Annotated in this window: 25 protein-coding genes; 13 read left to right on the top strand and 12 right to left on the bottom strand. The window is 64.9% G+C overall.

Translation table 11 applies throughout. The features are described from left to right. Positions 1–272: 272 nt before the first annotated feature. Positions 273–503 carry an MGMT family protein gene (locus ACVWZM_RS35950; RefSeq protein WP_076830218.1) on the top strand — a complete coding sequence of 77 codons (231 nt, stop codon included), beginning with the start codon at positions 273–275 and terminating at the stop codon, positions 501–503. Between the two features lie 95 nt (positions 504–598). Here the strand turns inward: ACVWZM_RS35950 and ACVWZM_RS35955 are convergent, their stop codons facing one another. Next, positions 599–1,855 carry a NupC/NupG family nucleoside CNT transporter gene (locus ACVWZM_RS35955; RefSeq protein WP_253623741.1) on the bottom strand — a complete coding sequence of 419 codons (1,257 nt, stop codon included), beginning with the start codon at positions 1,853–1,855 and terminating at the stop codon, positions 599–601. A gap of 116 nt (positions 1,856–1,971) precedes the next feature. On the opposite strand from ACVWZM_RS35955, the gene ACVWZM_RS35960 reads away from it, so the two are divergent. Continuing rightward, positions 1,972–3,195, top strand: a complete 1,224-nt coding sequence (locus ACVWZM_RS35960) for an MFS transporter (protein ID WP_456855769.1) — start codon at positions 1,972–1,974, stop codon at positions 3,193–3,195. Positions 3,196–3,562: 367 nt separating this feature from the next. Here ACVWZM_RS35960 and ACVWZM_RS35965 read toward each other — a convergent pair whose 3' ends face one another. Beyond that, positions 3,563–4,324: an SDR family oxidoreductase gene (locus ACVWZM_RS35965; RefSeq protein WP_456816720.1), complete on the bottom strand. Its 762-nt coding sequence runs from the start codon at positions 4,322–4,324 to the stop codon at positions 3,563–3,565. 12 nt (positions 4,325–4,336) lie between these two features. Further along, on the bottom strand, positions 4,337–5,098 hold the full coding sequence (locus ACVWZM_RS35970; RefSeq protein ID WP_057019101.1) for a hypothetical protein: 762 nt from the start codon (positions 5,096–5,098) through the stop codon (positions 4,337–4,339). 300 nt (positions 5,099–5,398) lie between these two features. Here ACVWZM_RS35970 and ACVWZM_RS35975 point away from each other — a divergent pair, with 300 nt between their 5' ends. Next, the gene (locus ACVWZM_RS35975; protein ID WP_253639490.1) at positions 5,399–7,009 is read left to right on the top strand and encodes an ABC transporter substrate-binding protein; all 1,611 of its coding nucleotides are present in this window, start codon (positions 5,399–5,401) and stop codon (positions 7,007–7,009) included. A 188-nt stretch (positions 7,010–7,197) separates the two neighbouring features. Here the strand turns inward: ACVWZM_RS35975 and ACVWZM_RS35980 are convergent, their stop codons facing one another. Next, positions 7,198–7,491, bottom strand: a complete 294-nt coding sequence (locus ACVWZM_RS35980; protein WP_026192964.1) for a GYD domain-containing protein — start codon at positions 7,489–7,491, stop codon at positions 7,198–7,200. 352 nt (positions 7,492–7,843) lie between these two features. After that, positions 7,844–8,062 (bottom strand): hypothetical protein, encoded by a 219-nt coding sequence (locus ACVWZM_RS35985; protein WP_057019099.1) that lies wholly within the window; start codon positions 8,060–8,062, stop codon positions 7,844–7,846. A 170-nt stretch (positions 8,063–8,232) separates the two neighbouring features. On the opposite strand from ACVWZM_RS35985, the gene pdhA reads away from it, so the two are divergent. The 3 genes from pdhA to ACVWZM_RS36000 are packed head-to-tail and all read left to right on the top strand — an operon-like array spanning position 8,233 to position 11,421. Then, entirely contained in the window at positions 8,233–9,330 is a 1,098-nt protein-coding gene (pdhA, locus tag ACVWZM_RS35990; protein ID WP_168858050.1) for a pyruvate dehydrogenase (acetyl-transferring) E1 component subunit alpha, read from the top strand. Next, positions 9,323–10,303, top strand: a complete 981-nt coding sequence (locus tag ACVWZM_RS35995) for an alpha-ketoacid dehydrogenase subunit beta (protein ID WP_057019116.1) — start codon at positions 9,323–9,325, stop codon at positions 10,301–10,303. Before pdhA ends, ACVWZM_RS35995 begins: the two co-directional genes overlap by 8 nt. Before the next feature lie 20 nt (positions 10,304–10,323). Next, positions 10,324–11,421, top strand: a complete 1,098-nt coding sequence (locus tag ACVWZM_RS36000) for a dihydrolipoamide acetyltransferase family protein (protein ID WP_253639491.1) — start codon at positions 10,324–10,326, stop codon at positions 11,419–11,421. Between the two features lie 30 nt (positions 11,422–11,451). On the opposite strand, the gene ACVWZM_RS36005 is transcribed toward ACVWZM_RS36000, so the two are convergent. From ACVWZM_RS36005 to ACVWZM_RS36020, 4 genes are all read right to left on the bottom strand, one after another. Then, positions 11,452–11,877 carry a carboxymuconolactone decarboxylase family protein gene (locus ACVWZM_RS36005; protein ID WP_076830207.1) on the bottom strand — a complete coding sequence of 142 codons (426 nt, stop codon included), beginning with the start codon at positions 11,875–11,877 and terminating at the stop codon, positions 11,452–11,454. A 187-nt stretch (positions 11,878–12,064) separates the two neighbouring features. After that, positions 12,065–12,907 carry a transglutaminase family protein gene (locus ACVWZM_RS36010; RefSeq protein WP_229158887.1) on the bottom strand — a complete coding sequence of 281 codons (843 nt, stop codon included), beginning with the start codon at positions 12,905–12,907 and terminating at the stop codon, positions 12,065–12,067. A 183-nt stretch (positions 12,908–13,090) separates the two neighbouring features. Beyond that, entirely contained in the window at positions 13,091–14,035 is a 945-nt protein-coding gene (locus ACVWZM_RS36015; RefSeq protein ID WP_016846373.1) for an alpha-E domain-containing protein, read from the bottom strand. An 8-nt stretch (positions 14,036–14,043) separates the two neighbouring features. Beyond that, positions 14,044–15,462: a circularly permuted type 2 ATP-grasp protein gene (locus ACVWZM_RS36020; RefSeq protein WP_057019094.1), complete on the bottom strand. Its 1,419-nt coding sequence runs from the start codon at positions 15,460–15,462 to the stop codon at positions 14,044–14,046. 225 nt (positions 15,463–15,687) lie between these two features. Between ACVWZM_RS36020 and ACVWZM_RS36025 the strand changes: the two genes are divergently transcribed. The 3 genes from ACVWZM_RS36025 to ACVWZM_RS36035 all read left to right on the top strand — a co-directional run bounded on the left by ACVWZM_RS36025 (position 15,688) and on the right by ACVWZM_RS36035 (position 17,751). Further along, on the top strand, positions 15,688–16,440 hold the full coding sequence (locus ACVWZM_RS36025) for a competence/damage-inducible protein A (protein ID WP_076830204.1): 753 nt from the start codon (positions 15,688–15,690) through the stop codon (positions 16,438–16,440). Between the two features lie 6 nt (positions 16,441–16,446). Next, positions 16,447–16,974, top strand: coding sequence for a xanthine phosphoribosyltransferase (gene gpt, locus ACVWZM_RS36030; protein ID WP_253639492.1), 528 nt, complete (start codon positions 16,447–16,449; stop codon positions 16,972–16,974). Between the two features lie 153 nt (positions 16,975–17,127). Beyond that, complete coding sequence (locus ACVWZM_RS36035; RefSeq protein ID WP_253639493.1) at positions 17,128–17,751, top strand: hypothetical protein; 624 nt, start codon at positions 17,128–17,130, stop codon at positions 17,749–17,751. A 16-nt stretch (positions 17,752–17,767) separates the two neighbouring features. Here the strand turns inward: ACVWZM_RS36035 and ACVWZM_RS36040 are convergent, their stop codons facing one another. After that, on the bottom strand, positions 17,768–18,790 hold the full coding sequence (locus tag ACVWZM_RS36040; RefSeq protein WP_253639494.1) for a methionine synthase: 1,023 nt from the start codon (positions 18,788–18,790) through the stop codon (positions 17,768–17,770). A gap of 99 nt (positions 18,791–18,889) precedes the next feature. Between ACVWZM_RS36040 and ACVWZM_RS36045 the strand changes: the two genes are divergently transcribed. The 4 genes from ACVWZM_RS36045 to ACVWZM_RS36060 all read left to right on the top strand — a co-directional run bounded on the left by ACVWZM_RS36045 (position 18,890) and on the right by ACVWZM_RS36060 (position 22,337). Continuing rightward, the gene (locus ACVWZM_RS36045; protein WP_456855770.1) at positions 18,890–19,594 is read left to right on the top strand and encodes a glutathione binding-like protein; all 705 of its coding nucleotides are present in this window, start codon (positions 18,890–18,892) and stop codon (positions 19,592–19,594) included. A 99-nt stretch (positions 19,595–19,693) separates the two neighbouring features. Next, entirely contained in the window at positions 19,694–20,305 is a 612-nt protein-coding gene (locus tag ACVWZM_RS36050; RefSeq protein ID WP_168856778.1) for a 2-hydroxychromene-2-carboxylate isomerase, read from the top strand. Next, positions 20,305–21,282, top strand: a complete 978-nt coding sequence (locus ACVWZM_RS36055; RefSeq protein ID WP_253639496.1) for an NADPH:quinone oxidoreductase family protein — start codon at positions 20,305–20,307, stop codon at positions 21,280–21,282. The genes ACVWZM_RS36050 and ACVWZM_RS36055 overlap by 1 nt, the downstream gene beginning before the upstream one ends. A 128-nt stretch (positions 21,283–21,410) precedes the next feature. After that, the gene (locus ACVWZM_RS36060) at positions 21,411–22,337 is read left to right on the top strand and encodes a ketopantoate reductase family protein (protein ID WP_456785281.1); all 927 of its coding nucleotides are present in this window, start codon (positions 21,411–21,413) and stop codon (positions 22,335–22,337) included. On the opposite strand, the gene ACVWZM_RS36065 is transcribed toward ACVWZM_RS36060, so the two are convergent. Next, a complete protein-coding gene (locus ACVWZM_RS36065; RefSeq protein ID WP_253639498.1) occupies positions 22,334–23,020 on the bottom strand; it encodes an alpha/beta fold hydrolase in 687 nt (228 codons plus the stop codon). The genes ACVWZM_RS36060 and ACVWZM_RS36065 overlap by 4 nt on opposite strands. Beyond that, positions 23,017–23,907, bottom strand: coding sequence for a crotonase/enoyl-CoA hydratase family protein (locus ACVWZM_RS36070; RefSeq protein WP_253639499.1), 891 nt, complete (start codon positions 23,905–23,907; stop codon positions 23,017–23,019). Before ACVWZM_RS36070 ends, ACVWZM_RS36065 begins: the two co-directional genes overlap by 4 nt. Positions 23,908–23,978: the final 71 nt, after the last annotated feature.

Raw genomic sequence — 23,978 nt, forward strand, 5'->3', positions numbered from 1 at the left:
AGTATGGCAATGTCCACAGCGGGTCATTCACGTCGAATCGCATCGGGCGGAGCCGCCGGTCGATGTCCGCAATGCTCCGTTTGCGTCCACGCCGGCACTGCGCGGCAAACGACGCTAGGGGCCAATAGCTGCCCCGCAATGTTAAGACGGCGGCGCGCACTTCGAAACTAACACCGGCACGTCCGGTCGAATCTTCCGTGCCAACGCGACGCGCTCGTCCAACCGCAAGTAAAATGGCGAAAACCCTCTGAGAAATCTGCTACACTCGATTTATGAAAACCTTTTCAGATAAGGTCCGCGACATCGTGCGCAAGATCCCAAAAGGGAAGGCCATGACGTACAAAGCTGTCGCTGCTAAAGCCGGCAATCCGAAGGCTGCGCGCGCGGTCGGTGCCATAATGCGCACGAATGACGACCCATCGATCCCCTGTCATCGCGTTATTGCAAGCGACGGCTCAATGCGCGGCTACGTGCGCCCGCGCCGTCGGCCGGCCCAACAATGATCCGCTTGGCAGGGAGCTTCACCGCGTCAGCACCGCCCCGGATTGCGCGGAGCCTGTCATCGCGCGACCCGTTGGCTCCATCCGGGCTACTGCGACTACGGCTGCGTCAGCATCCCCACGATCGCGCCCATCAGGCAGGTCGTCAGCGTGCCCGAGACGATCGACTTCAGCCCGAGCGCGTTGATCTCGTCGCGCCGCTCGGGCGCCATGATGCCGAGGCCGCCGATCATGATGCCGAGGCTCGCGAAGTTCGCAAAGCCGCACATCGCGTAGAGCATGATCAGCCGCGAGCGCGGATCGAGCGCGTCGGGGCCGAGCTTCGACAGGTCGACATAGGCGATCAACTCGTTCAGCACGGTCTTGGTGCCCATCAGGCTTCCGGCCGTGATCGCCTGCGGCCAGGGCAGGCCCATCAGCCAGCACACCGGCGCCATGACGTAACCAAGCAGGCGCTGCAGCGAAATCTTCGCGCCGCCGATCTCCGGCAGCAGGCCGATGATCGCGTTTGCCAGATACACCAGCGCGACCAGCACGAGCAGCATCGCGATGATGTTCATCAAGAGCTCGAGCCCGGCTGCCGTGCCCTTCACGATGGCGTCCATCGTCGACGACACCTGGATATCGGGATTGTCGAGCGATCCGCCGGTGCGCTTGCCGGACGTTTCCGGCACCATGATCAGGCTCACTAAAATAGCGGCCGGCGCGCCGAGCACCGAGGCGATGACGAAATGCGCGGCCGCATCCGGGATCAGCGGCGCCAGCAGCGTGGCGTACAGCACAAGCACCGTGCCGGCGATCCCGGCCATGCCGCCGGTCATCACCAGAAACAATTCGGAGCGCGTCAGCTGTGCGAGATAGGGGCGGATGAAGAGCGGCGCTTCGACCATGCCGAGGAAGATATTGGCCGCGGTCGAGAGCCCGACCGCGCCGCCGACGCCGAGTGTGCGCTCCAGGATCCAGGCCATGCCGCGCACGACAGGCGGCAGCACGCGCCAATAGAACAACAGCGTCGTCAGCACGCTCATCACAAGCACGATCGGCAGCGCCTGGAAGGCGAGGATGAAATCCGAGCCGGGCGCCTTGGGATCGAACGGCGCCGGGCCGCCGCCGACATAGCCGAACACGAAGGCAGTGCCGGCGCGCGTCGCGGCGGCGATGGTGCCGACGGCGTCATTGATCGCGCCGAAGGCCTGCGTCACCAGCGGCACTTTGATCAGCACCAGAGCCGTGACGATCGTGACGACAAGCCCGATCGCCGCCTGGCGCAGCGACACCTTCAGGCGATTCTCGCTCAGCGCCCAGGCGATCAAGAGCAACGCCACCACGCCGAACGCCGATTGCAACTGCAGCATCACGCCCCCAAGAACTCTCGCGGGATTATGGGCAGGGGCCTCGCGCAGCGCAATGCTGTTGCGCGTTCATCTCGTATCCATTGACAAGTTGCAGGCGCTCGGCCACGCAATCATCCATGTCCTCCGCCACGCCGGCCGGCGCCCGCGATCTGCTCGGCCACAGACCGTTCCTGTTCTTCTTGTCGTCGCGCAGCCTGTCGCGCTTCTCCAGCCAGATCGGCGCGGTGGCGATCGGCTGGCAGATCTATGATCTGACCGGCAGCGCGTTCGACCTCGGCATGGTCGGACTTGTGCAGTTTTTGCCGACGGCGCTCCTGGTATTCGTCGCCGGCCACGCCGCCGACCGCTTCGAGCGCAAGCGCGTGGTGCAGGCCTGCCAGATCGCGGAGGCGCTGACCGCATTGTTTCTCGCCGGAAGCACCTTTGCCGGCACCATCTCCGAGATCCAGATCTTCGTCGCGACCTTCGTGCTCGGGATCGCCGGCGCGTTCGAGAGTCCGGCGACCGCCGCGCTGTTGCCGCTGATCGCGCCGCAAGGCTCGCTGCAGCGGGCGACCGCGATCTCGAGCGGCGCGGCGCAGGTCGCGACCATCACCGGACCCGCGCTCGGCGGCTTCGCCTATGCCCTGATGCCGGGCGCGCCCTACGGCATCATGATGGTGTTCTGGCTGTTCGGTGTGCTGCTCACCGGCGGCATCGGCCGGCTGCAGCAGGCGCCGGTGAAGAACGGCGGGTCGTCGGACGACCTGTTTGCCGGCGTCACCTTCGTTCGCAGCAATCCGGCAATCCTCGGCACCATCTCGCTCGATCTGTTCGCGGTGCTGTTCGGCGGCGTCACCGCGCTGCTGCCGATCTATGCGCGCGATATCCTGCAAGCCGGTCCGCTCGGCCTCGGCATCCTGCGCGCCGCGCCCGCGGTCGGTGCGCTGCTGATGACGATGGTGCTGGCGCGGCACACCATCAACCGCCGCGTCGGCATGCGGATGTTCCAGGCGGTGATCGTGTTCGGCGTTGCGACGGTGGTGTTCGCGCTGTCGCACTGGATGTGGCTGTCGGCGCTGGCGCTCGCGGTGCTCGGCGCCGCGGACACGATCAGCGTCGTGATCCGCTTCTCGCTGGTGCAGCTCGCCACCCCCGACGAGATGCGCGGCCGTGTCGGCGCGGTGAACTTCCTGTTCATCAACGCGTCGAACCAGCTCGGCCAGTTCGAGAGCGGCGTCACCGCGGCGCTGCTCGGCACCGTGCCGTCGGCCGTGCTCGGCGGCGTCGCCACGGTCGCGGTCGCGCTGCTCTGGATGAAGTTGTTCCCGACGCTGCGGGACGTCGAGAAGCTGGAGTAGGGCGCTTCCCTTACCTCGCCCCGCTTGCGGGGAGAGGTCGGATTGCGCAGCAATCCGGGTGAGGGGGACTCTCCGCGCGTTTGTCTCTCACCGTCCTTGTGGAGACTCCCCCTCATCCCGACCTTCTCCCCGCGCGCGGGGAGAAGGGGAAGATGAGCCCCGGGGCAAGCTTTTCATGATTTCGGAATAATGGAAAAGTATCGCTGATTTGCCCGACGTGTCAAGTTGCCGTGTCGGACGCCGACAGCTGCCGGCTCCTTTGCATGGGGGTTGTTTTCGATATTTTGGCAGCGCACCCCGCGACGGCCGGCCGGGACAAGCCCGGCCGGGCGTCGTGAGGGTCCTGCCGCAAGCAGGGAGGAGAAGATCAGCCCCGGCCGACGAACGGCATCTTGGTCGCCATCACAGTCATGAACAGCACGTTGGCGTCGAGCGGCAGGCCGGCCATGTAGGCCACGGCGTCGCCGACCGCCTTGGCGTCCATGCGCGGCTCGTGCTTGGTGGTGCCGTCCGGCTGCAGCACGCCGGGGCCGTTGACCATGCGGTCGGTCATCGGGGTCGCGGCATTGCCGATATCGACCTGGCCGACCGCGATGTCATACATGCGGCCGTCGAGGTTGGACGACTTGGTGAGGCCGGTGATGGCGTGCTTGGTCGAGGTGTAGGCGGCCGAGAACGGCCGCGGCGCATGCGCCGAGATCGAGCCGTTGTTGATGATGCGGCCGCCGCGCGGCGCCTGGTCCTTCATGATGCGGAAGGCGTGCTGGGTGCACAGGAACGGCGCGGTCAGGTTGGTGTTGACCACGGCCTGCCACTGCTCGAGCGGCAGATCCTCGAAGTTCACCGGCGGCGCGCCCATGCCGGCGTTGTTGAAGAGAACGTCGAGCCGGCCATAGGTCGCCTTCACCTTGTCGAACAGGGCTGCGATCGCGGCCGGATTGGCCATGTCGGCCGAAACGCACAGGCTCTTGCCGGCGGGGCCGAGCTTGGCGGTCTCTTCCAGCATCTCCATGCGGCGCCCGGCGAGCACCACGGTGTAGCCCTTGTCCATCAAAGCGAGCGACGCGGCGCGTCCGACGCCGGTGCCGGCGCCGGTCACGAGTGCGATCTTGCTGGTTGCCTCAGTCATCCGAGTTTCCTCTTACTTGGTTTTTGCTTCGGTTTCGTTCTTGTAGGGGGGCCGTGGAATGTTCTGGTGCGCCGCGCGCAGCGCCGCCGACCAGCGTGAGCGCAGGTCGTGGAAATAGGGCTCGCCGGCCTCGATGCGGTGGTTGAGGTCGGCCTCGCAGGCGTCCGTGCGCACCACCAGCACGTCGATCGGCAGGCCGACGCCGAGGTTGGAGCGCATCGTCGAATCCATCGAGATCAGCCCGGTCTTCAGCGCCTCGTAGAGCTCGACGTCGTAGTGCATGGCGCGGTCGAGCACCGGCTTGCCGTATTTGTGCTCGCCGATCTGCAGGTACGGCGTGTCGGTGGTGCACTCGATGAAGTTGCCGGCGGTGTAGACCATGAACAGGCGCATCCGCGAGCCCTTGATCTGGCCGCCGAACAGGAACGAGACGTCGAAGGAGATGTCCTCGGCGCGCAGCGCGTCGCCCTCGGTGGCGTGCACCGAGCGGATGGCGCGGCCGATCCGCTGCGCCGCCTGGAACATGGTCGGGGCGTTCATCAGCGTCTCGAGCTCGCCGGTGTCCGGATTTTCCATGCCCTCGGTCAGGGTCGACAGCACCGACTGGCTGATCGCGAGATTCCCGGCGCTGGCGATCGCCATGATGCGGTCGCCAGGCTTTTCGAAGATGTGCAGCTTGCGGAAGGTCGAGACGTTGTCGAGGCCGGCATTGGTGCGGGTATCGGCGATCATGACGAGCCCGTCGCGCACCAGGATTCCGCAGCAATAGGTCATTTAAAGCCCTCAGACGGTCCGAGTTTCTCGGCGGGAAACGTGTAGCCAATTTCGAGGATGCATCCAACCCCAATTCCCCGTGACGGGACGTGCGATGGCCGGTCGCGCGGGTCGGGGCCGCCGGTCCCGGCGGTGGTCCGTCCGGGTGCCCTGTTCCGGCCATCGAGGTCGCGAGCATTCCGGTCTCGCTCTGCGTGGCGCGCAGCCGGCAATGATCTTCGCCTTGCGTCGTTGCGGGGGGCGGGGTGTTGTGCTCGACTGCCTGCAACCGACGACAACAAGAAATTTCGGGAGGCGGGAATGTCGTTCAAACTGGCCGCGTGCATTGTGGCATTGGGCATCGCCGCGATGGCCGCGAGCCCTACATCGGCGCAGAAGAAGGGCGGCACCCTGCGGCTCTATCACAACGACAACCCGCCCTCGACCTCGCTGCTCGAGGAATCCACCATCGCCTCGGTGATGCCGTTCGCGGCCGTCTTCAACAACCTCGTGGTGTTCAATCCGGCCAAGGTGCACGAAAGCATCGACACCGTGATCCCCGATCTCGCCGAGAGCTGGTCGTGGGACCAGACCAACACAAAGCTTACCTTCAAGCTGCGGCACGGCGTGAAGTGGCATGACGGCCAGCCGTTCACGGCCAAGGACGTGCAGTGCACCTGGCGGATGCTGATCGGCAAGAGCGAGACCCAAGACGTCAAAACACCGGACTTCAAGCGCAACCCGCGCAAGGTCTGGTACTCGAAGCTCAGGGACGTCAGCATCAATGGCGACAACGAGGCGACCTTCGAGCTGACCGAGCCGCAGCCAGGTCTCTTGGCGCTGCTCGCCAGCGCCTTCTCGGTTGTCTATCCCTGCCACGTGCCGCAGCAGGTGATGCGCACCAAGCCGGTCGGCACCGGGCCGTTCAAGCTCGTCGAGTTCCGGCGCGGCGACTCTATCCGTCTGGTCCGTAACCCCGATTACTTCAAGAAGGACCGGCCGTATCTCGACGAGATCACGGTGCGCTCGATCGATAGCCGCGCCACCCGCATGCTGGCGTTCGCGACCGGCGACTACGACATCACCTTTCCGTCCGACGTCAGCATTCCCCTGATGAAGGACGTCAAGGCGCGGGCGCCGAACGCGATCTGCGAGATGACGTCGACCAATCTGCAGATCAATCTTCTGGTCAACCGCGTCAATCCGCCGTTCGACAATCCGGATATCCGCAAGGCGATGTCGCTGGCGCTGGATCGGAAGGCCTTCAACAGCATCCTGTTCGAAGGCAGCGGGCGGCTCGGGGGCGCGATGCAGGCCAAGCCCGAAGGCGAGTGGGGCATGCCGCCGGAGATCCTGTCGACGCTGATGGGTTACGGTCCCGATACCGGGAAGAACCTCGCCGAGGCGCAGGCGATCATGCAGAAGCTCGGCTACAGCGACGCCAAGCCGCTGTCGATCAAGATCCAGACCCGGAACCTGCCGACCTATCGCGACCCGGCGGTGATCCTCGCCGACCAGCTCAAGAAGATCTATATCACGGCCGAGCTCGACATTCTGGACACGCCGCGCTGGTACTCGCGGCTGCAGCGCAAGGACTACACCATCGGCCTCAATGTCACCGGCGTCAGCGTCGACGATCCCGACGGCAATCTGGTGGAGAACTATTCCTGCAACTCCGAGCGCAACTACACCCAGTATTGCAACGCCGAAGTCGACAAGCTGCTGGCGGCGCAGTCGCGCGAGGTCGACAGGGACAAGCGCCGCAAGATCGTGTTCGACATCGAGCACCTGCTGGTCGACGATGCCGCGCGGCCGGTCATCCTGCACTCATCGGCCGGCAATTGCTGGCAGCCCTATGTGAGGAATTTCCATCCGCACGACAACAGCCAGTACAACAATCTGCGCTTCGAGGATGTCTGGCTGGATAAGTAGCGCGTGGTGGCCCGCCGGCGACGACGTGTGCCGTTGCCCTCGTGCGCTTCGTATCCTCATTTATTCACACGACCAAAGCGGTGGCTGGTCCTGCGCATGCGCGCACTCCCGCGCCGATCGCCGGGGCAAGTCTGCGACGGCGCCCGTCAGTCAGGCCGCGCAGAGATCCATCGGGATATCCGACGTAGCTACGGGAGCTCGGATATCAGCTTGGTCCACTCCGCCTCGGGCCAGGCCCGTGAGGTGCAAGTCCGTATGTTTCCCAGAGAGCTGAGGGCAAGCGCGAGTTTTGTGATGTTGTCGCCGAGCGGTGCTTCGGCGAGGAGAAGGATGTCATGCTCGCCGGAGGTGAGATAGACCTCCTTGATTTCGACACCTAGCGTCTTGGCGAGTTCTTTCGCCGCTCGGCTGCGCTTGGGAGCTTCCTTGACATTACGAATTCCCTGGTCGGTCCAGTCGATCCTCAATATGAATGTCGCCATGTCGTCCTCCAAGGGTTAAGCACTGCCCTTGTCTGCCGCGCGCGCGGCAGGCCAACCTGTTTCATGTTGAAGTTGAGGGAGCGCCACATAAGGCAGGCGCTGCTTTCAGACTGCGATGCCTGCCGACGGCCTGACCGCTGCCCGTTCCTTCAAACGGCGACGTCGGCCCGTCCCGTCTAAGGGCAGCTCGCTGCAGATTACGCCATGTCCCTTGCTCGAGAAAGAGGGCTCCCCGCGTTGTGATCGGGACCGCGGTGGCCTCGCGTAAGCGAGGGCGCCGCGTCAAGATCACACCCTCTGCGCAAGGATGCGGCCGCAGACCTTCGCGCGCCGGGCAGCTATCCGATGCAAGTCAGCTGTGGGTGTAGTCACCGGGTTTCAACCCGAGCGCCTTGACAGCTGCTTCGGGAAGCGGCCCCCACGCTTCGACTGTTTCATTCGGGGCCATCATGTCCGCAATAATGGCCGTGGCCTTTGCCGCGTCTCCTTCAGCCACGAAGAAGACCGAGCGAACAGGCGGGCCGCCGTCCAACGGCGCAGTTGTTACGAGGACAACCTGACCATTTGCCATGCTCTCTTATACCGCAGTCGCGGCGCTGTTCCACGGATCCTGTCGATCGATCCTTACGACCCGGCCGCTGACGCGTGCGCCAAGAGCGATGCTGCTACGGTATTGCATCGTCGCGGCCCTAACACCAAATAACTGAATGTGGGAGGCAGAACCGCTCCAGGAATGAGCGCGTGGCCAGCAAAAGAGCAAACGAAGAGCTCCCCGTCATTGCGCGCTTTGAGGTGCGCCGCCGCAATTACCTCGCGCCCGACGGCTCGATAGAGCGGCCGCTTCCTGCCTTCGCCACCGATGCCAAGCTGCTGGTCGAACTTTACCGGTCGATGGTGCTCTTGCGTCTGTTCGACCGAAAGGCTGTTGCATTGCAGCGCACCGGTCGGCTGGGAACCTATGCCATTTCGCTCGGCCAGGAGGCGGTGTCGGTCGGGATTGCGAGTGCTATGCGGGAGGATGACGTTCTGTTGCCCTCCTATCGCGACAACGGCGCGTTGCTCTGGCGTGGCGTCGCGCTGGAGGAGATCCTGCTGTTCTGGGGCGGCGATGAACGCGGCAATCAATTCTCCGGTCCGGTGCACGATTTCCCGTTCTGCGTTCCCGTCGGATCACAGGCGCCGCATGCCGCCGGCGTTGCCTACGCCCTGAAGTTGCGCAAGGAGCCGCGCGTGGCCGTCTGCATGTTCGGCGACGGCGCCACCTCGAAAGGCGATGTCTACGAGGCCATGAATTTCGCCGGCGTTCACAAATTGCCGCTCGTGTTCGTCGCCACCAACAATCAATGGGCCATATCGGTGCCGTTGCGTCTGCAGACGGGTTCCGAGACGCTGGCGCAGAAGGCCATCGGCGCCGGGTTCAGCGGCGAGCAGGTGGACGGGAGTGACGTGGTGGCGATGCGTGCCGCGGCCGAGGAGGCCATTGCCACTGCCCGCGACGGCAAGGGCCCTCACTTCATTGAAGCGGTCACCTATCGGCTCGGCGATCACACGACGTCAGATGATGCATTGCGCTATCGTTCGGCCGAAGAAGTCCAGGCGCATTGGAAGGAAGAGCCGATCGCGCGCCTCCGGTCCTATCTTGTGGGTCAGAAGATGTGGACCAAGGCGGATGAGGAGCGGCTTGCCGCCGAGTGCCATGAGCGCATCGAGGCGGCGGTGGAGCGCTATCTGAAGACGCCGCCACGCCGAGCAGAAACCATGTTCGACAACCTTTATGCCGATCTGCCCGAGGCGTATGCCGCGCAGCGTCGCGAACTTGCAGGAGAGGACGATGCCTGAACTCACGTTGGTCGAAGCCATCAATCTGGCGCTCGGCCGCGCGATGGCGGATGATCCCGATGTGGTCGTGCTCGGCGAGGATGTCGGCGTCAATGGCGGCGTCTTCCGCGCGACCGTCGGCTTGCAGGAGCGCTTCGGTCCGGAGCGCGTCCTCGATACGCCGCTTGCCGAACTCCTGATCAGCGGGCTTTGCGTCGGCATGGCCGCGCAGGGACTGAAGCCCGTGGGCGAAATCCAGTTCATGGGATTTATTTATCCCTGTCTCGATCAGCTGGTGAACCACGCATCACGGCTGCGCAACCGTACCCAGGGACGGCTCACTTGTCCGATGGTCCTGCGGACGCCGCATGGTGCCGGCATTCGCGCGCCCGAGCATCATTCCGAAAGCACCGAGGCGATGCTGGCCCACATTCCGGGCTTGCGTGTCGTGGTGCCTTCGTCGCCGGAGCGCGCCTATGGACTTCTCCTCGCCGCGATCCGCGATCCCGATCCGGTGGTGTTCCTGGAGCCGACGCGGTTGTACCGCGCCGTGAAAGGCGAGGTGGAGGACAACGGCGAAGCCTTGCCGATGGATCGCGCCTTTGTCGAGAGGGAAGGTCGCGACGTCACGCTGATCAGCTGGGGTGCGATGCTGAAGGAAACGATGGCCGCAGCGGACGCGCTCGCCGACGAGGGCATCGCTGCCGAGGTTATCGACCTCGCCACGCTCAAGCCCTACGATGAAAACACCGTGCTCAGGTCGGTCACAAAGACCGGGCGCTGCGTCATCGTGCACGAGGCCGCGCACACCGGCGGATTTGGGGCGGAGATCGCGGCCATGATCGCCGAGCGCGGACTGTCCTCGCTGCTCGCACCCGTGACCCGCGTCACCGGCTACGACACGATCATTCCGATGGCCCGCCTCGAGCAACGCTACATGCCGTCGGTCGGACGCATCGTGACCGCAGCCCGAAAGGCGCAACAGTACAACTGAACACCGACGGACCTTGTGCCATGCGCCAGTTCACGTTGCCGGACCTTGGTGAAGGTCTTGAAGAAGCCGAGATCGTCACCTGGTACGTCAACGAGGGCGATCACGTCGTGACCGATCAGCCGCTCGTTTCGGTCGAGACCGACAAGGCGGTGGTCGAGATACCGGCGCCGTCGAGCGGACGCATCGCGCGCCTGTTCGGTGCCAAGGGCGATATCGTGAAGGTCGGCGCGCCGCTCGTCGAGTTTGCCGAGGACGCCGGGCAGGACACCGGCACGATTGTGGGCGAACTCGACACCGGCGAGCAACGGCCGGCGCCAGCAACTGCCTCGCCGCCCAGCGGGCAGGGAGCCCGAGTGTTTCCGGCAGTGCGCGCCCTTGCGCGCAAGCTTGACGTCGCGCTCGATCTCGTCGAGGCGACCGGGCCCGGCGGCACCATCACGCGGGCCGATGTCGAGAGGGCGGCGAAGCGGATGTCTCACAGCGGACCCGCCGAGCCGCTGCGCGGCTTGCGCCGCGCGATGGCCCAACGCATGACGGCAGCGCATGCGGAAATCGTCCCCGCGACGGTCACCGATGAAGCCGACATCGACGATTGGCGGCAGGGCGAGGACGTGACAATCCGCCTGGCGCGGGCGATCGCCGCTGCCTGCAAGGCAGAGCCCGCGCTCAATGCCTGGTATCATTCCGGTACGGGAGAACGGCGCCTGATCGAGCGCATCGATCTCGGCATCGCTGTCGACACCGGCGGCGGCCTGATCGTCCCCGTGCTGCGCAATGTCGCGGAGCGGAGCGTATCGGACCTGCGGGCCGGACTCGACCGTCTGCGAGCCGACGCAATCGCGCGCGCGATACCCCCGGGGGAACTGCGCGGTGCGACGATCACGTTGTCGAACTTCGGCATGATCGGAGGCCGGTTTGCTAATCTCATCATCGTGCCGCCACAGACGGCGATCGTCGGCGCCGGGCGGATTTCGCAGCGCGTGGTCGCGCTTCGCGGGCAGGTTGCGGTCCGACGCACGCTGCCGCTATCGCTGACCTTCGATCATCGGGTGGTGACGGGCGGCGAAGCTGCCCGTTTCCTGGTTGTCCTCAAATCCGACGTTGAGCGCATTTCGTGACATCACTCATCCGCGGGACAGGCAGGAGCGTCACGGCTCCTGGCTTCGTCCCGCAGGTGCATCGACGAGGAAGGCCTCGTCGACCGGCACGCCAAGCGCCGTGACCAGCCGGTTGGTCTCGGCGGCCATGCCGACGATTGCCAGCATTTCCTGATATTCGGCGTCGGTCATGCCCTTGGCGCGGGCGCTCGCGGTGTGCGAGTGAATGCAATAGCTGCAGCCGTGGGCCACCGAGACGGCGACGTAGAGCATCTCCTTGACCTTCGGGTCGAGCGCGCCGGGTGCCATCACCTCCTTGATGCTCTCCCAGGTCCGCCGCAGGGTCTTCGGATCATGCGCCAGCGCGCGCCAGAAATTGTTGACGAAGTCCGAGTTCCGCGTCTTGCGGATGTCGTCGAAGACGGCGCGTGCTTCCGCCGAGAGCTCGTCGTCGGAAAGCAGTTTTACGGTGGCCATGGCTTGTCCCGCTGGTTTGGTTTGCAGCAGCGATCATAGCACCCCTGCGGACATTGCGAGGAGCGAAGCGGCGAAGCAATCCATGCCTCCGCAAGCGATCAGATGGATTGCTTCGCGGAGCCTGGCCTCGGGCGCGCGTTCGCGCGACCCGTTGGCTCGCAATGACGGACGCGGAGAGGGATCAGCGCTACGACTGCGTCTGGCTCTGCCACTGTCCGGGGCGGCCGGCCTGGTCGACCTTGACCGCGACCGTCAGCGTCTCGTTGCCGCCGCCATAGCGGGTGCCGCGGACCGGGGCGGCGCCGAGATAGTCGAGCCCGATCGCGACGCGGGCATGGGCGTCGGTCGTGCAAATGCCATTGGCGGCGTCGAAGCCGATCCAGCCGAGATCGGGCACGAAGGCCTCGGCCCAGGCGTGGCCGGCCTGCTGGTTGACCATGCCGTCGGAGCGCAGGAAGTGGCCGGAGACGAACCGCGCCGGAACGCCGCCGGCGCGCGCGCAGGCGATCAGGATGTGCGCGTAGTCCTGGCAGACGCCGCGCTTCAGCGCGAACGCCTCGGCGGCCGAGGTGGCGCTGTTGGTCGGGTCCTCGTCGAAGGTCATGTGCTCGTAGATCTGCACCATCAGCGCGTGCAGGAAACCGAGCACGTCGGCGCCGGCTTCCGCGCGCAGCTCGCGCACGATGGCCGTCATTGCCGGGTTGAGATCAGTCAGCGGTGTGGGACGCAGGAACAGGCTCGGCGGAAACCGCTCGTCGCTGCCGCGCAGCACGCCGCCGGTATCCTGGGTCTCGATCAGGCCCTCGCAATGGATCGTGAGGTCACTGATCGAACCATGCGTCAGCACATGGGTGACGTTGCCGAAGGCGTCCTCATGGGTGTCGAGCCGGGAATCGGTCGAGACGTCGATCTGCCAATCCGCGACATACTGGCCGTCATGGCTGCCGGGCGTCATCCGCAGAATCTGGATCACGCCCGAGGCCGCCGGCTCGTAACGATAGGTGGTGGTGTGGGCTATCCGCAGGCGCATGGCTCAACCGGTGTTCAATCGGTTTTTTCAGGGCAGGAGTGTCATGCCCGGACCCTTCCCGGGCACCCACGTCTTTCTTCCTAATCGGCCGCGAAAGCAAGATGTCGATGGCGGTCACCTACGTCACGAAAGACGCGCTTCGCGCTTTTGCCTGGCCATGACGAGATTTTGCCTCAAAACCGGTCAGATCAGATATTGCTTGGTGATGATCTCACCCAGCCGTGAGTTGTCCGCGATGAACTCCTGGATGAATTCGTGCACGCCGTGCTGGAAGATATCGTCCATGTTGCTGTGCTCGAGCCGGTTCCTGATGCCGCGGGCATGGCGTTGCGAGGCGCCCTGGCGGCCATAGGCGACGCCGATCTGGTCGAGGTTGCGCACGAGGTTGCTGTAGCAGCTGGCAAGCGAGCGCGGCAGCGTATCGTTGAGGATCAGCAGGTCGGCGATCAGCCAGGGCTTCAGGGTTTCCCGGTAGACCCAGTGATAGGCGGTCGTTGCCGACACCGAACGCAGGATCGAGGTCCACTGGTAGTAATCCAGCGGGCCGCCGACATGCTCCTCCTCGGGTAACAGCATGTGATATTTCACGTCGAGAATCCGTGCGGTATTGTCGGCGCGCTCGAGATGGACCCCGAGCCGCGAGAACCAGTAGGCGTCGTTGCGCAGCATGGTGCGGTAGGCCGAGCCGTCGAAACGCAGCGAGGTCTCCTGCACGAAGCGCAGGAATTTGGCGAGCTCCTCGCGGTTGGCGGGACCCTTGTTCCAGACCGCCTGCAGCTCGATCCACGCCGAATTGATGGTGTCCCACATCTCCGACGTCAGCGCTGTCCGTACCGAGCGTGAATTGAGCCGCGCCGCCTCGATGCAGTTCTTGATCGAGGACGGATTTTCCGACGAGAAGGAGAGATACTCGATGACGTTCCGCTCGTCGGCTTCCTCATAGTGATCGTAGAAGCTTGCGCCGACGCCGGCGGTGAGCAGTGCGGAATCCCACTCATTGGTCTTGCCGACATAGGCCGCGGGCAGTGCGGTGACGCGCAACGTCGCATCGATGGTGCGCGCCAGATATTCGGCGCGTTCGACATAACGGGCCAGCCAGAACAGGTTTTCGGCGGTGCGCGACAGCATGCTTTCAACTACTCGCTCAGTATCCAGGTGTCCTTGGTGCCGCCGCCCTGGCTCGAATTGACGACGAGCGAGCCTTCCTTCAGCGCGACGCGGGTCAGCCCGCCGGGCACGATGGTGGTGTGGCTGGAGCCGGTCAGCACGAACGGGCGGAGGTCGACATGACGCGGCGCCAGCCCCTTGTCGGTGCAGGTCGGGCAGGTCGACAGCGCCAGCGTCGGCTGGGCGATGAAGCCTTCCGGCTCGCGCTTGAGCTTGTCGCGGAACGCCTCGATCGTCGCCTTGGTTGCGGCGGGGCCGATCAGCATGCCGTAGCCGCCCGAGCCGTGCACCTCCTTGACGACGAGGTCGGCGAGGTTGTCGAGCACGTAGGACAGATCCTGCGCTTCCCGGCAGCGCCAGGTCTGCACGTTCTTCAGGATCGGCTCCTCGCTGAGGTAGAACTTCACGATATCAGGCATGTAGGAATAGATCGCCTTGTCGTCGGCGATGCCGGTGCCGACCGCATTGGCGAGCGTGATGTTGCCGGCGGCGTAGGCTGACATCAGCCCGGGGACGCCGAGCGCGGAGTCCGGCCGGAAGGTGAGGGGATCGAGGAAATCGTCGTCGACGCGGCGATAGATCACGTCGACCCGCTTCAGCCCTTCGGTGGTGCGCATGAACACCTCGTCGTTCTTGACGATGAGGTCGCGCCCCTCGACCAGCTCGATGCCGAGCTTGTCGGCGAGGAAGGAGTGCTCGTAATAGGCCGAGTTGTAGACGCCGGGCGTCATCAGCGCGACCGTCGGCTCGGCAGAGGCGCTGTGCGGCGCCACCGACCGCAGCGCCGACAGCAGCTCGTCCGGATAACGGTCCACCGGCGCGACGCGGTGCCGCGCGAACAGGTCCGGAAACAACCGCATCATGATCTCGCGGTTTTCCAGCATGTAGGACACGCCGGATGGCGTGCGCGCATTGTCCTCCAGCACAATGAAATTGTCGGGATCGGTGCGGATGATGTCGATGCCGGCGATGTGGACGTAGATGTCGTGCGGCACGTCCTGGCCGTTCATCTCCGGACGGAACACCGGGTTCTGGAAGATCAGGTCCTCGGGGATGACGTTGGCGCGCAGGATGTCGCGGCCGTGATAGATGTCCTTCAAGAACATGTTGAGCGCGAGCACGCGCTGCTTGAGGCCCTTCTCCAGCAGCGTCCACTCGGTCGCCGACATGATGCGGGGGATGACGTCGAACGGGATCAGCCGCTCCTGGGCCTCGGCATCGCCATAGACCGCGAAGGTGATGCCGATCCGGCGGAACAAGAGCTCCGCTTCCTGGCGTCGATATTCGAGCGCATCCGGCGGCGTCTCTTTGAGCCAGCGGGAGAGCTCCTGGTAGGCCGGGCGGAGATCCTCGCCGAGGCCATTCATCTCATCGAACGCGACTGCCATATAGCCCGACTGCCCTCCCAAGCCATGTGACACAGTGCATGACTTGATGGGATGGTAGCAAGGGGCGGGCCAGCGCGATATGCATTGGCTTGCGGCATTTGCTATGGGTGAAGTGGAAGGCCTGCCCGAAAAACCGGCTGAGGTCTGCTTAATTCGGCGGCAAAACCCCGTGACATCAAGGCATTGGATCGGCAATGTCAGGGGATCAAGTTAGGGAATGAGACCATGAGCGAGATCGTCACGGCGGGGATATTGGTGATCGGCGACGAGATCCTGTCCGGCCGGACCAAGGACAAGAACATCGGCTTCATCGCCGAATACCTGACCAACATCGGCATCGACCTGAAGGAGGTCCGCGTCGTCGCCGATGACGAGGCCGACATCGTCTCTGCCCTTGATGCGCTGCGGCATAGGTACACCTACGTGTTCACCACCGGCGGCATCGGGCCGACCCATGACGACATCACCGCCGACAGCGTGGCGAAGGCGTTCGGGGTCGATATCCATCATCACCCCGAGGTGGTGGCGCGGTTCAGGGAGCGCTGGAGCGAGCAGGACCTCAACGAGGCGCGGCTCCGCATGGCCCGGGTGCCTGACGGCGCCGAGCTGATCCAGAGCGCGACCATCCTGGCGCCGGGCTTCAAGCTCGGGAATGTCATCGTGATGGCCGGCATCCCCAGCATCATGCAGGCGATGATGGACATCGTGGCGCCGACCCTGAAATCCGGCGTGCGGATGTTGTCGGACTCGGTCAGGGCCGACGCGCGAGAAGGCGACATCGGCGGCCCGCTGCGGGCGATCGCGGAAGCCAATCCCGACACCATCATCGGCAGCTATCCGTTCCAGGACGAGAACCAGAAGCCGAACACCAATCTCGTGGTCCGCTCGCGCGATCCGGAAAAGCTCGCCGCGGCGATGATCGCGGTGAAGGAGATGCTGAAGCAAGTGCAGGCCGCGCAGAAGAAGCCGGCGGGTTGAGACGATATGGCTGAACGAAATTCCGAACCGAGTGCACTGGAGCGAGCCGGCAGGCCGTTTCCGGTCTCGTGGGATCAATTCCATCGGGACTGCCGGGCGCTGACCTGGCGGCTCAATGAGGTCGGCCCGTTCCAAGCGGTGATCGCGATCACCCGCGGTGGGCTGGTGCCCGCAGCGATCGTGGCGCGCGAGCTCGGCTTGCGGGTGATCGATACCGTCTGCGTCGCCAGCTACGACCACGACAAGCAGGGCGATCTGAAAGTGCTCAAGGGCATTTCGGAGCAGACTGCCAAGCTCGGCGGCGGCACCGGCAAGGGGCTCTTGATCGTCGACGACCTCGTCGATACCGGCAAGACCGGCAGGCTGGTGCGCCAATTGCTGCCCGATGCGCATTTCGCGACCGTGTACGCCAAGCCGAAGGGCCGGCCGCTGGTCGACACCTACATCACCGAGGTGTCGCAGGACACCTGGATCTACTTTCCCTGGGATACCGCGCTGTCGTTCCAGCCGCCGATCCGCGACGGGGCGGCATGAGGAGTCACCTCGCCCCGCTTGCGGGGAGAGGTCGATCGCGGAGCGATCGGGTGAGGGGGAGTCACCGCGAGTTCATCTCTCACTATCTTTGCGGACAAGCCCCTCACCCCAACCCTCTCCCCGCAAGAGCGGGGCGAGGGGGAAGTAAGAAACATGCCCCTGCAAAACCGCGTCACGCCCACCGGCGACATCGTCGCCTCAGACCATCGCGGCACCTTCACCGGCAATCGCGGCATCATCCACGATCCGGCGACGCGCACGCTGCTGAACAAGCGCTGGTCGAGCCCGGCCTGGCTCACCTGCGCCTGCGAGTTCAGGGGACGGCGGCGCAAGGTGATGAGCCGTCAGAGCTGGACCGAGCTGTTCTTCCTCGATGAGGCCACCGCGTTTGCGGCCGGACACCGGCCCTGCTTCTACTGCCGCCGTGACGATGCCAAGCGGTTTCGCAGCTGCTGGGAGCAGGGCAACGGCGTGAGCGATCTCAGCGCCAAGGCGATGGATGCGGTGCTGCATGCCGAGCGGCTCGACCGCGGCAAGAAGCGGCTGCATCCGCTGCCGACGCGATTGCGCGACTTGCCCGACGGGACGATGGTGCAGGCGAGCGGGGACAGCTACCTCGTCGCCGACGGCGCCATGTTGCGCTGGTCGTTTGCCGGTTACGGCCGGGCCGACGTACCGGAGCCGGCAATGCTGCTGACGCCGCCATCGACGTTGCGCGCCTTCCAGGCCGGCTACCGGCCGGTGTTGCATCCGAGCGCGATGGCCGTTCTGGGTTGATCGGCCGGCGTCATCCTTACGCCAGCCGCTGCCGAGCCAGCTTGGCACCGGCGCCCAGCGCGATCAGCTTGGCTTCCGCGATGTCCCGCCGCATCGGCGCCATGCCGCAATTGGTGGTCGCGATGATGTTGCCCTTCGGCACGTGCCTCGCGACCGCCTCGATCACCTTGACGACGTCCTCAGCGGTCTCGATCTCGTCGCTGGCGACGTCGATCACGCCGGCCTGCACGATCTTGCCGGGAAGCGCCGCGAGCAGTTCGATCGGCACCTTCGAGTTGCGGCATTCGATCGCGACCTGCTGGATCGTGCTCTTGTCGATGACGGGGAAGGTCTCCTCGTATTGCCGCCACTCGCCGCCAAGCGTCTGCTTCCAGTCGGTGTTGGCCTTGATGCCGTAGCCGTAACAGATGTGCACGGCGGTGGCGCAGGTCAGGCCTTCGGCGGCGCGCTCCAGCGCCTTGATGCCCCAGTCGCGCACTTGGTCCATGTAGACGTTGAAGGCGGGCTCGTCGAACTGGATCATGTCGACGCCGTCGGCCTGCAACGCCTTCGCCTCCTGATTCAAAAGCTCGGCGAAAGCGAAGGCCATCTTCACACGGTCGCCGTAATACTTGTCGGCGATGGTATCGATGATCGTCATCGGGCCGGGCATGGTGAATTTCAGCCGGTTCCTGGTGTGCGCGCGGGCCGCACGGGCCTCGCTCTCGTGGACGCGTCCCTTGAGCTGCAGCGGTGCGACCACCTGCGGCACCATCGCCTTATAGCGGTCCTTGCGGATGCCCATCTCGACCTTGTGGGCGAAATCGATGCCCTCGATCCGCTCCAGGAAGCCGTGCACGAAATGCTGGCGCGCCTGCTCGCCCTCGGTGACGATGTCGACGCCGGCATCTTCCTGCAGCTTGACCGCCAGCACCGTGGCATCGCGCTTGGCGCGGGCGAGCTCGGCGCCCTCCGACTTCCAGGGTGCCCACAGCATGTTCGGCTCCGCCAGCCATTCCGGCTTCGGCAGCGAGCCTGCGATCGTCGTTGGAAACAGCATGGGTGCCTCCCGTTGGGTTCTGATTGAGCGCCTGTGTGCCATGTCCTAGGGTGGAGGTACAGAACAACAAAAGTCTTTGTGATGGGGAATAGAACGCCGATGATCGATCTGCACTACGCGCCGACGCCGAACGGCTGGAAGATCTCGATCATGCTGGAGGAACTGAGGCTGCCCTACAAGGTGATCCCGGTGAACATCCGCGCCGGCGAGCAGTTTCGGCCCGAATTCCTGGCGATCAGCCCGAACAACCGGATCCCCGCGATCGTCGACCATCAACCGGCCGACGGCGGCGGGCCGTTCTCGGTGTTCGAGACCGGCGCGATCCTGATCTATCTCGCCGACAAGGCCGGCCGTTTCCTGTCGCGGGAGTTGCGTGCGCGGTCGAACGTCATCCAATGGGTGATGTGGCAGATGGGCGGCCTCGGGCCGATGCTCGGCCAGCACGGCCATTTCGCGCTCTATGCGGCCGAGAAGATTCCCTACGCGATCCAGCGCTACCGCGACGAGACCGCGCGGCTCTATGGCGTGCTCGACCGCCAGCTCGGCAGGACCGGCGCCTATATCGCCGGCGACGACTATTCGATCGCCGACATCGCCTGCTTCCCCTGGACCATGACCCACAAGGCGCAGGGTTTTACCCTCGACGATTTCCCGAACATCAAGCGCTGGTACGCCACCGTGCGCGCCCGCCCGCAGGTGCAGGCGGGGCTTGCGATCGGAAAATTCGTCAAGGAGCCGTTTGACGAGGAATCACGCAAGAACATGTTCGGCCAGCGTGCGAAGGAATTGGTCGAGAAGAAATGATGCCCGTTATTCCGCGGCGCGACACAGTCGCGAGCCCTGCGCCTTGCGGTGCATCCCGGAATGACGAGAATGAATGTGGAAAAGACAAAGGGAAACGCCATGATCGAATTCTTCTTCGACTGCTCGAGCCCGTGGACCTATCTCGCCTGGCACAACATCCAGCCGCTCGCGAAGGAGTTCGACGCTCCGATCACCTGGCGGCCGATCTTGGTCGGCGGCATCTTCAACACCGTCAACCCGTCGGTCTACGCGCAGCGCGAGAAGCCGGTGCCGCTGAAGGCGCGCTACATGAAGAAGGATCTCACCGACTGGGCGCGCTCGGCCGGCCTTGCGATCAAGATGCCGCCGACCGTGTTCCCGGTGAACAGCGTCAAGGCGATGCGCGGCTGCATCCTTCTCGGCAACGAGAAGATGGTACCGTTCGCCCGCGCGGTGTTCGAGGCCTATTGGGGTGACGACAAGGACATTTCGCAGGATGCGGTGCTGACCGAGATCTGCACTAAACTCGGGATCGATCCGGCGCAATTCCTTGCCGGCATCGGCGACCAGGCGATCAAGGATCAACTCAAGGCCAACACCGAGGAGGTGATGGCGCGCGGCGGCTTCGGCTCGCCGACGATCTATCTCGACAAGACCGACATGTATTTCGGCAACGACCGCTTGCCGCTGATCCGCGAGGCGCTGGCACGCCTCAAGGCGCGGGCCGCCTGATGCCGAAAGCCGTCGTTTGCCGCGAGCTCGGCCCGCCCGAGCGTCTGCAGCTCGAGAACTTTGCCTCGGTGCCCTTGCAGCCGGGCCAGGTGCGGGTTGCGATCCGGGCCGCCGGGATCAACTTTCCCGACATCCTGATGGCCGCGGGCGAGTACCAGCTCAAGCCGCCGCTGCCGTTCACGCCGGGCTCGGAAGCCGCCGGCGATGTCGTCGAGGTCAATGGAGCATCCGGTGTCGCCGTCGGCGACAAGGTGATCGTCAAGATGCGCTTCGGCGCCTATTGCGACGAGACGGTTGCAACGCCGTCGCAGCTCGTGCCGGTGCCGTCGACTTTCGACTACGCGGAAGGCGCGACCTTCCTGGCCGCGCATGGCACCGCCTATCACGCGCTGATCGACCGCGGGCAGATCAAGCCGGGCGAGGTGCTGCTGGTGCATGGCGCCGGCGGCGGTGTCGGGCTTGCCGCGGTCGAGATCGGCAAGCTGCTTGGCGCCACCGTGATCGCTGCGGCTTCGAGCGAGGAGAAGCTTGCGATCGCCAGGGCGCGCGGCGCGGACCACCTCGTGCTCTATACGCGCGAGCCGTTCCGCGATGCGGTCAAGCGTCTCACCGACGGTCGCGGCGCCGATGTGGTGTTCGATCCTGTCGGCGGCGAGGCGTTCGAGAACTCGATGCGCTGCATCAACTGGGGCGCGCGGATTCTTGTCGTCGGCTTCACCGGCGGCATCGGTCTGGCCCGCACCAATCTGTTGATGATCAAGGGCGCGAGCGTGCTCGGCGTTCGCGCCGGCGAGGCGGTGCGCAAGGATCCCGCGCTCGGCGAGATCAGGTTCAAGGCGCTGAGCGAATGGGCCGAGGCCGGCCGGGTGCGGCCGAATATCTCGCACCGGCTGCCGCTGGAAGATTATGCGAAGGCGATGCGGCTGTTGATCGAGCGCAAGGCGATCGGGCGTGTGGCGCTGCTGACGAGGCCGTGAAACCACAGCGTCCAAATTCTGCAGTGCAGCCAAATGACGCGATGGGCCCGGCGTTCAGGGAATCGAACCCGGGTCCGTCGCGTGATATCCTCTGCCGGCTGAGTGTCGTTGCAGGGGGAGGATGTGACATGCGTATCGCTGTGATGGCGGCCGGTGCCCTCGGCGGTTATTTCGGAGCACGTATGGCCGCGGCAGGGCACGACGTGTTCTTTATCGCACGCGGCTCCAACCTCGAGGCGATCAGAAAGAACGGTCTCAAGGTCGAGAGTGTGCTCGGCAATCTTCATTTGCCCGAACCCAACGTGACCGATGATCCTGCCACGGTCGGTCCGGTCGATATCGTGCTGTTCGCGGTCAAGCTTTGGGACAGCGAGACGGCAGCCAGGTCGTCTCTCCCCCTGGTCGGACCGCGCACCCGGGTGATCCCGTTGCAAAACGGGGTCGATAGCGCGGAGAGGATCGCCCCGATTCTCGGCGCCGACAACGTGGTCGCTGGAAGTGCCTACATTGCTACAGTGCTGTCCGCGCCTGGCGTCGTCACCCACACGAGCCAGTTCGCGCGCATGGTCTGCGGCAGAACCGACGGTAAGCCCGATGACGGCCTCAAGGCCTTTGCCGACGCCGCTCAAGCGGCCGGCATCGACATCTCGGTGTCCGACGGGATTGACCGCGAGCGCTGGCAGAAATTTGTATTCCTCGTCGGACTATCAGGCGCGACCGCAACGACTCGCCAGCCGCTAGGGCCGATCCTGGCCGACCCGGATACGCGAGCGTTCTTTTACAGCCTGATGAGCGAGGTGGTGGCGGTCGGCCGTGCCAGGGGCGTTCCCATTCCGGAGAATTTTGCCGAGGACCGAATGAAATTCGCGGAAGCCTCGCCGCCCACCTTCAAGGCTTCCATGCTGCACGATCTCGAACGCGGCAACCGGCTCGAACTCGACTGGCTCGCCGGAAAGGTGGTGGAGTTCGCCCGCCCGCTTGGCATTCCTACGCCAGCCAACAATGCGGTCTATGCCATGCTCAAGCTGCACAGGATGGGTAACGCCCGCGCCTAGTCCACCCGACGATTTGTGCTGAATTTCCCCTCTTGCAAGAACGCGATGGTCTGCGCGATCGCTTCCTTGTTGCGCACCAGCCAGGGATGCGAGGTGCGGATCACGATGTGATCGGCCATGCCCTCGAGCCTGGTGTTGGTAACCGACACCCGGCCGTCATGCGGCCGCGGCAGGGCCATGGAGGTGATCGGATAGACCGAACGGTTGCCGGCGATGATGCCGGCGGAATAGTCGAGCGGCGGCAGCAGCGCGCTGGTTGCGGCATCGCGGCGGGTGACGAGCTGCTGGCCGGCCGGACCGAAATAGGCGCGATAAGCCGCGAGGTACTTCAGGCGGTCGGCGATCTCGCTACCGCCGTTCGGTGTGCCCAGCATCACGACGCGGCCGAGCCGCGCCGGGCGATGCCTTGCCAGATAGACGCGTGCCAGAAGCCCGCCCATGGAATGGCAGACGAAATGCACGGAGCCGTCGAGGCTGCGCGCGAATTGATCAAGCGAGAGGTGGATGTCCTCGGCCAGCGCGTCGAGCGGCTTGCGCCGGCTGTCATAGTCGAGATTGAGGGTGGCAAAGCCGGCCGCCCTCAGCGCCAGCTCCATCCTGCGAAACGAGCGCGCCGTCCTGCTGATGCCGTGCAGCAGGACGACGCCGTCAAGTGTGGACGCCGCTTGACGCCGGTCGCTCACTTATAGTCGCGCTCTTGCCACCACGGGAAATAGTCGGGCATGTCCGACGACACCTTGTTCTTGAACTGCGCGGGGCGCTTCTCCAGGAACGACACCACGCCTTCCTTGACGTCGTCGGAGCGGCCGCGGGCATAGATGCCGCGGCTGTCGACCTTGTGCGCCTCCATCGGATCGTCAGCGCCCATCATGCGCCACATCATCTGGCGGATCAGCGCCACCGACACCGGCGCGGTCTTGGCCGCGAACTCCTTGGCGAGCGCACGCGCGGTCGGCAGCAGATCGTCCGGCGGCACCACCTTGCTGACGAGCCGGCCGGCAAGCGCTTCCTGCGCCGGGAAGACGCGGCCGGAATAGCACCATTCCAGCGCCTGCGAGATGCCGACGATGCGCGGCAGGAACCAGCTCGATGCGGCCTCCGGCACGATGCCGCGCTGGGAGAACACGAAGCCGAAGCGCGCGGCGTCGGAGGCGATGCGGATATCCATCGCAAGCTGCATGGTGACGCCGATGCCGACCGCCGGGCCGTTCACGGCAGCGATCACCGGCTTCAGGCACTTGAAGATGCGCAGCGTCACTTGTCCGCCGCCGTCGCGCACCTGCGGATCGCTGTAGTCGACGCTGCCGTCGGCATTGCGCTTGACCGGACCGCGCCGCGCATCGCGGTCGAACGTGTTGGCGCCGGAGGAGAGATCGGCGCCGGCGCAGAAGCCGCGGCCCGCACCCGTCACGATGATGGCCCTGACATCGTCGTCCTTGTCGGCTTTGTCGAACGCGTCGATCAGCTCCCGCTGCATCGTGGCGTTGAAGGCGTTGAGCTTGTCGGGCCGGTTCAGCGTGATGGTCAGGATTTGCTCGGCGACCTCGTACTTGATCGTCTCATACGCCATGGGGATGATTTCCTCTCGGTTTTCTTGAATGAACGGCGCTGGCGCGCGTCTCCATCCAGTTAACCCGGCAA

The sequence above is a fragment of the Bradyrhizobium sp. USDA 4501 genome (assembly GCF_054062115.1).

Bases quoted from the DNA above. Each gene is read 5' to 3' on its own strand.
- ACVWZM_RS35955 (WP_253623741.1), bottom strand. From the start codon at position 1,855: ATGCTGCAGTTGCAATCGGCGTTCGGCGTGGTGGCGTTGCTCTTGATC.
- ACVWZM_RS36010 (WP_229158887.1), bottom strand. From the start codon at position 12,907: ATGCGCCTGCGGATAGCCCACACCACCACCTATCGTTACGAGCCGGCG.
- ACVWZM_RS36070 (WP_253639499.1), bottom strand. From the start codon at position 23,907: ATGGCGTATGAGACGATCAAGTACGAGGTCGCCGAGCAAATCCTGACC.
- ACVWZM_RS36005 (WP_076830207.1), bottom strand. From the start codon at position 11,877: ATGGCCACCGTAAAACTGCTTTCCGACGACGAGCTCTCGGCGGAAGCA.
- ACVWZM_RS35960 (WP_456855769.1), top strand. From the start codon at position 1,972: ATGTCCTCCGCCACGCCGGCCGGCGCCCGCGATCTGCTCGGCCACAGA.
- ACVWZM_RS36035 (WP_253639493.1), top strand. From the start codon at position 17,128: ATGCCCCTGCAAAACCGCGTCACGCCCACCGGCGACATCGTCGCCTCA.
- gpt (WP_253639492.1), top strand. From the start codon at position 16,447: ATGGCTGAACGAAATTCCGAACCGAGTGCACTGGAGCGAGCCGGCAGG.
- ACVWZM_RS36060 (WP_456785281.1), top strand. From the start codon at position 21,411: ATGCGTATCGCTGTGATGGCGGCCGGTGCCCTCGGCGGTTATTTCGGA.
- ACVWZM_RS35975 (WP_253639490.1), top strand. From the start codon at position 5,399: ATGTCGTTCAAACTGGCCGCGTGCATTGTGGCATTGGGCATCGCCGCG.
- ACVWZM_RS36050 (WP_168856778.1), top strand. From the start codon at position 19,694: ATGATCGAATTCTTCTTCGACTGCTCGAGCCCGTGGACCTATCTCGCC.
- ACVWZM_RS35985 (WP_057019099.1), bottom strand. From the start codon at position 8,062: ATGGCAAATGGTCAGGTTGTCCTCGTAACAACTGCGCCGTTGGACGGC.
- ACVWZM_RS35980 (WP_026192964.1), bottom strand. From the start codon at position 7,491: ATGGCGACATTCATATTGAGGATCGACTGGACCGACCAGGGAATTCGT.
- ACVWZM_RS36025 (WP_076830204.1), top strand. From the start codon at position 15,688: ATGAGCGAGATCGTCACGGCGGGGATATTGGTGATCGGCGACGAGATC.
- ACVWZM_RS35950 (WP_076830218.1), top strand. From the start codon at position 273: ATGAAAACCTTTTCAGATAAGGTCCGCGACATCGTGCGCAAGATCCCA.
- ACVWZM_RS36045 (WP_456855770.1), top strand. From the start codon at position 18,890: ATGATCGATCTGCACTACGCGCCGACGCCGAACGGCTGGAAGATCTCG.
- ACVWZM_RS35970 (WP_057019101.1), bottom strand. From the start codon at position 5,098: ATGACCTATTGCTGCGGAATCCTGGTGCGCGACGGGCTCGTCATGATC.
- ACVWZM_RS36020 (WP_057019094.1), bottom strand. From the start codon at position 15,462: ATGGCAGTCGCGTTCGATGAGATGAATGGCCTCGGCGAGGATCTCCGC.
- ACVWZM_RS35965 (WP_456816720.1), bottom strand. From the start codon at position 4,324: ATGACTGAGGCAACCAGCAAGATCGCACTCGTGACCGGCGCCGGCACC.
- ACVWZM_RS36040 (WP_253639494.1), bottom strand. From the start codon at position 18,790: ATGCTGTTTCCAACGACGATCGCAGGCTCGCTGCCGAAGCCGGAATGG.
- ACVWZM_RS36055 (WP_253639496.1), top strand. From the start codon at position 20,305: ATGCCGAAAGCCGTCGTTTGCCGCGAGCTCGGCCCGCCCGAGCGTCTG.
- ACVWZM_RS36015 (WP_016846373.1), bottom strand. From the start codon at position 14,035: ATGCTGTCGCGCACCGCCGAAAACCTGTTCTGGCTGGCCCGTTATGTC.
- ACVWZM_RS36000 (WP_253639491.1), top strand. From the start codon at position 10,324: ATGCGCCAGTTCACGTTGCCGGACCTTGGTGAAGGTCTTGAAGAAGCC.
- ACVWZM_RS35995 (WP_057019116.1), top strand. From the start codon at position 9,323: ATGCCTGAACTCACGTTGGTCGAAGCCATCAATCTGGCGCTCGGCCGC.